The organism is Marinobacter sp. UBA2498, assembly GCF_002341575.1.
Classification (GTDB): domain Bacteria; phylum Pseudomonadota; class Gammaproteobacteria; order Pseudomonadales; family Oleiphilaceae; genus Marinobacter; species Marinobacter manganoxydans.
In genome coordinates, this window is the sequence record NZ_DDOI01000153.1 from 3,309 (window position 1) to 8,879 (window position 5,571).

The window sequence follows — 5,571 nt, forward strand, 5'->3', positions numbered from 1 at the left end:
AGGATGTCTACGCCGATGTTAAGCATGGCCGTTATCAGGATCAGAACCATTGCCTGGTCGAACCGGATACTCTGTATCGCGCTATCAACGTAAAAGCCAAGGGTGTAGATGCCGAGAATACCAAGGATTGCAGTTTCTCTCATGATGATTTCCCAGCGATAAAATAGAAACGCCAGAAATGATCGGTAGATCCGGGGCACGAGTTCCCAGCTATAGCGATTAAAGCCTTTGGGAGCATCGGATCTCAAACGGATCGTGTTGGTTTGCCGGCCAATCAGGTGGCCTATGATGCCGCCATTGTGAAGGGCCAATGCAACCACCGCAGGAAGCATGGAAGGTCCCCAGAGTTGCAGGAGTATGTAGGCCAGGATGTACTCAGGGGTTGATCGGGCAATTACTAGAAAAATATGGCCGGAGGTTCGACGTATAGGGCCGCCAAAATGATTTGAGATCAGGGGGAACGCCAGCAGGGTGAGGATACCCGTGGCCACCAGCGCAATCTGAGTGAGAACCACAGTATTCCAGATGCCAGGCAGTGCCTGCTCGATCATCAGTTCATTCAGCCACGGTAAAAGGCCGGCCAGGCCCTCTCCATCCCTGAGTGGGCTGGGGACAATATCCTCGGTGAAAAACCGTTCAACATTACCCCAGACGATGGGCAAGCCATCGCCAAGGAAAAACGGAGCCCCCACGATATACACGGGTAACAACTTGGGTCTTACCCATAGTGGAATTGTGGCAATGAGCACGTAAAAGAGGATCAACATTGCGCCGGCGTCGGAGTACATCCCCTGGGAAAAAGAGGTTTCCAAATAAAACCCCAGAGTTGGCAGGCCCACAAATCCGAGTATGGCACTCGAACGCAGCCCGCATTCAAGGCGATAGGCGGTGTAGGTTCTCAATTGGACCCAGCAATCAGGAATCCTGGTATACAGAAACGCCGCGATAGTTCCTGTTCCCGGTGGCAAGAGCCTGCCCGGCTCCGGGTCAGCTTCCTCGAGAATCTCGGAGTAAACCTTGGCGAAGATGCCGGAATAAGGTATCGCAATCGCCAACACGCCCGTCAGGGGGTGGAAACCGAAAAACTGCAAAAAAATAAGAGCCCAAAAGAGCTCATGAATCGCCCTGATGAAAGCACAAAACACCCGCACCGGGAGGAATCGGTACACCAGAGCCAGAAAAAATCCGCAAACCCCGCCAACGGTCACCCCAACAAAGGCGAAGGCCACTGTTCGCAATAAGGCGGTAAGAAGACCTTCGCTGCTGAAAAAGTTCGGAGTGAGTACACCCAGGAAAAAGTTGCCCAGATCCCGCCAGGGATTGTTTGCGGTGATCGCAATATCGGCAAACAACAGCCCCACAAGCGCAATAGCAAGAAAGATCAGGCTGGTGCGAACAGTTGGGTAGGAGAGCATCGCTCGACAGATCCTAATACAACGACATGATGTCTGCGGCCGCCAATTGGTCAGTAGGCTCATCAAGGGCGACCTGCCCATTCTGTATGCCAACAATGCGGTTACAGTACTTCATCGCCATTTCCACATCGTGAAGAGCGATAACACTGGTTTTGAAGCGATCTCGCAGCAATTGCATAACGTGATGCGCCATGGGGCCGTCCAGTGCGGAGATGGGTTCATCTGCCAATAAGACCGGGGCGTTGCGATAAAGGGCTCTGGCAATGGCCACCCTTTGACGCTGCCCGCCCGAGAGCGAAGCTGTGGGAATCCAGAGTTTTTCAGACATTCTCAATGCGTCCAGAAGCTCCAGGACCTGTTTTCTGTCCTGTTTGAATGGCCGCACAAGGGTAATGGTGTTGTACCAGGTGGCATGCTTGTCGAGCTGGCCCATGAAAACGTTGTGAAATACAGGAAGGGCGTTTACCAGGCCAAGCTCCTGAGGCACAAGAGATGACTGGCCATCCACTCGCTGGTGAATAAGTCGGATAAGAGTGGATTTACCTGCACCACTCTTACCGACCAGGGCAACCTGATCTCCTTCCTTTACCTTGAGGGTGAGGGGCCCGATTACCCGCTCACCCCCAAAAGAGGCCGTCAGGCCTGAGAGATCAAAGCCTGCCATCAATCAATGATTCCGATTTCTTTCGCTACTTTGCGAATCGGCTCATAATCGTCGTTTGAAGCGGGAATAAAATCAGAACGCGGGAAGCTCTCAAGCAGCTCGGGATCATCAAGCGAGAGCAGGGCTTCGCGAACGCGATCGGTAAAGCCTTCGCCGTAGTTTTCATCCACGTCGCCACGGATGCTCCATTGGTAATTCGGGAACCCGGGTGTTTTCCAGATGACCTTCACGGCGTCGGTATCAATGTTTCCGTTTTCCAGTTCTTTTTCCCAGACCGCGAAGTTCATCGCGCCCACTTCGTAGGTGCCGGACTCGACCAGACGGAGGGTGCGAGTGTGGTTGCCGCTGTAGCCGACGCGAGAAAAGACATCTTCAGGTGCTTCGCCAAACGTTTCGCGGATGAGGTACTCCGGAATCAATCGTCCCGACGTTGAGCCCTTTGATCCGAAGGTAAAGGTCTTACCGCGTACGTCTTCTGGCAGGCTATCCTGACGATCCAGGCCGGTGCTCTCATGAGCAATAAAATAGACGTAGAAGGCCTGGTCTTCAGTGCCCTGTGCGATTGCCTGCGAACCGGGTACAAGTGATCTCGCCTGAACACCCGACAGGCCGCCAAACCACGCCAGCTGCACCTGGTTATTCCGGAAGGCGGAAACGGCAGCCGCATAGGATTTCACGGGGATGTACTTCACATCGGCATCCAGTTCCTCGGAAAGGTAGTCCGCAATGCCGCGAAAACGCTCGACGAGCTTGGTTTCATCTTCGTCCGGTATTGCCGTAAAAATGAATGTCTGCGCGGTCACGGCGGCTGAAAAAAGAGAACAGAGACCAATAATCAGCAATTTCCGTATAAGATTGTGGGTCATGGTTTTTCCTTTTTGGAATGGATATTTACAGTGCAGAGATGAAGCGAACGACTCCTGCTTCAGAAGGATACCTTGATTTGGGTTAACTCTGAACAGCTGTACGGTTTGCGGGTTTAATTGGCTCAGGGCCGAACACTTCATTTTTCAGTAAGCTGGGTTCAATCAAAGACAATGCATCTGATAATGATCACGCCGGCGCAGCCGGGTTCGAAAGCAGGAAACCGGGCAACGGCGGAACGGTGGGAGACCTTGCTGGAAAGTGCCGGGCACTCGGTCGACGTGGTTACTGAATACCACGGTGAACCCTGCGATGCGTTTATAGCCCTGCATGCCTGGCGTAGTGTCGATGCCATACGACATTTCGGCGAAACCTGGCCTGAAAAGCCGCTCATCGTGGCTCTCACCGGCACGGATATCTATCAGCACCAGCACGAATACCCGGAAGATACCCGGTATTCTATGGGCGCTGCCGATGCGCTTATTGGTCTGCACGACTTGGTAGCGCACGACATACCCGCCGGCCTTGCCAGCAAATTGGTCACGCTATACCAATCGGCTGAGGGGCCGGAGGCCTTTCCGGCGCCGCAAGCGGATCTCACGAAAGAGAGTTTTGGCGCTTGTGTGATTGGTCATCTTCGGGACGAAAAGGATTCTCTGAGGGCGGCTTATGCCGCACGATTGCTTCCGAAGGACTCGAAGGTACAGGTTTTTTGTGCCGGCAGGGCCCACAACGACGCATGGCACAACAAAGCAGAGCGGGAAATGGCTGAAAATCCACGCTTCCACTGGCTCGGCGAGCTGGATAAAACCCGCACCCGGCAGTTGATGGCGAACAGCCAGTTAATGGTGATCAGCTCGGTAATGGAGGGTGGCGCAAACGTGGTCTCCGAAGCCTGCCGGGCTGGCTTGCCGGTGTTGGCATCCGACATTCCGGGCAATGTTGGTTTGCTGGGGCGTGACTATGCCGGATATTTTCCCGTTGGCGACGAACAGGCGCTGGCCGGTCTGCTGCAACACGCAGAGACCGAACCTGGGTTTCTCGAAAGCCTCAAAGCCCAGGTTGGTAATCTGGCCGAGCGTTTCCTGCCCGAAAAAGAACAGGCATCCCTGGAGCAGGCGCTACACCTTGCAATGCAGCGCTGCTCACAGGGACGTTAATCCCGCAGGGAAATAGGCTCGATGGGCCCCGATTCATCCTGGGCGGTAATTCGGCCGATGATGGCTGTGTGCGGATAGCCCAGGGCTTTCAGTTCCCGTACACACTCCTCTGCCTTGTCCGCCGCAACGCTTGCCAGCAGACCACCCGCCGTTTGAGGGTCAAAAATCAGGGGATATCGGGCATGATTTACCCATTTTTCCTGATCCCGGATACCCCGGCGCAAGCGGATGTTTGCTGGTTGCAGGGAACTGAGGATCCCTGCTGCCGCTGTTTCCTCCGCGCCCGGAAGGATCGGGATGGCAGAAAGGTCCAGTTCGGCATCCACACCCGAGGGCTTGGTCATTTCAACGAGATGCCCGAGGAGACCGAAGCCGGTAACGTCTGTACAGGCTTTTGATCCAAATTTCCTGAGGCAGTCTGCTGCCGCCTTATTGGACTGGACCATGGAGGCGAGGGCGGAATCGATCCACCGACCTTTGGCCGCCAGCTTTGCGTGAGCGGCAAACAGGGTGCCTGTACCGATGGGCTTGGTGAGAATCAGGGCATCGCCCGCTTTCAGGCCACCTTTGCTCATGACTTCTTCCGGGTCGATCAGGCCGTTGACTGCAAAGCCCAGGGCCAGTTCCTTGCCCTCGCCGGTGTGCCCGCCAACCAGCGCGCATCCTGCCTCGTTCAGCACTTCAACAGCACCAGACATCATCTGATAGACGACATCCTCAACCTTGGACTCGATGCCGTAAGGCACCGTGGCAACGGCCGTGGCACTCTGGGCTTCGGCGCCCATGGCAAAGACGTCACCGAGGCTATGATTGGCCGCCACCTTGCCAAAGATGTAGGGGTCGTCAATGAACGCACGGAAGAAATCCACGGTGTGAACCACGGCTTTGCCGGGCGGCACCGTCAAAACGGCGGCGTCGTCCGGGGCGTGAAGGCCGATCAGGATATCGTCCCGCTCGATGGGTTTCAGCTCTCCCAGGGCACGCGAAAGAACGGTGCTGCCCACCTTGGCGCCACAACCACCACAACGCATGGCAACCGCCGAAATGGCCTGGGAGGCTTCCTTGACATTCTGTGCGGCAGCCGTATCCGGCAGTTTGGATTCTTCCTCCATTGGAGGCAGATCGTTGAACTTCTTCATGAAGCGGCGATCGATCCAGTCTTTCCAGCGCCAGACCCAGGCGCCGTCGAACTGCAAATCTCCCCGGGAAGCCACAGCGTACTTGTCCCCGGTGCTGATTAGCGCTAACCACTTTTTCTGAGGATGAAAATCCTTCGGATCCTTGCCGGTTGCAAGCCGCTTGAGGTTGTCGGCGAGGGGAGGTCCCTGTCTTACCGCAAATACCCCCGCTTTTTCTCGGGGGTGATTCAAGACGTTGGCAATATCGCCAGCAGCAAAAATGCTGTCGTCATTCTCCACTTGCAGGGTATCGCGTACTCTCAGGAACAGCCCATCGTCCAGCGCCAGGC

The 5,571-nt window shown here is 55.4% G+C and carries 5 protein-coding genes; 1 reads left to right on the forward strand and 4 read right to left on the reverse strand.

The genetic code is table 11. The features are described 5' to 3' along the window. From B2W52_RS21155 to B2W52_RS21165, 3 genes are all read right to left on the reverse strand, one after another. Positions 1-1,415, reverse strand: a 1,415-nt coding sequence (locus tag B2W52_RS21155; RefSeq protein ID WP_286804027.1) for a PhnE/PtxC family ABC transporter permease, incomplete at its 3' end; no start/stop codon positions are given. Between the two features lie 13 nt (positions 1,416-1,428). Further along, positions 1,429-2,079 carry an ATP-binding cassette domain-containing protein gene (locus B2W52_RS21160; RefSeq protein WP_008171583.1) on the reverse strand — a complete coding sequence of 217 codons (651 nt, stop codon included), beginning with the start codon at positions 2,077-2,079 and terminating at the stop codon, positions 1,429-1,431. Beyond that, the gene (locus B2W52_RS21165) at positions 2,079-2,945 is read right to left on the reverse strand and encodes a putative selenate ABC transporter substrate-binding protein (protein WP_008171582.1); all 867 of its coding nucleotides are present in this window, start codon (positions 2,943-2,945) and stop codon (positions 2,079-2,081) included. The genes B2W52_RS21160 and B2W52_RS21165 overlap by 1 nt, the downstream gene beginning before the upstream one ends. Positions 2,946-3,116: 171 nt before the next feature. On the opposite strand from B2W52_RS21165, the gene senB reads away from it, so the two are divergent. Beyond that, a complete protein-coding gene (senB, locus tag B2W52_RS21170; protein WP_008171581.1) occupies positions 3,117-4,103 on the forward strand; it encodes a selenoneine biosynthesis selenosugar synthase SenB in 987 nt (328 codons plus the stop codon). On the opposite strand, the gene selD is transcribed toward senB, so the two are convergent. After that, positions 4,100-5,571 (reverse strand): selenide, water dikinase SelD (gene selD / locus B2W52_RS21175; RefSeq protein ID WP_286804028.1); only part of this gene is annotated, 1,472 nt, incomplete at its 5' end. The genes senB and selD overlap by 4 nt on opposite strands.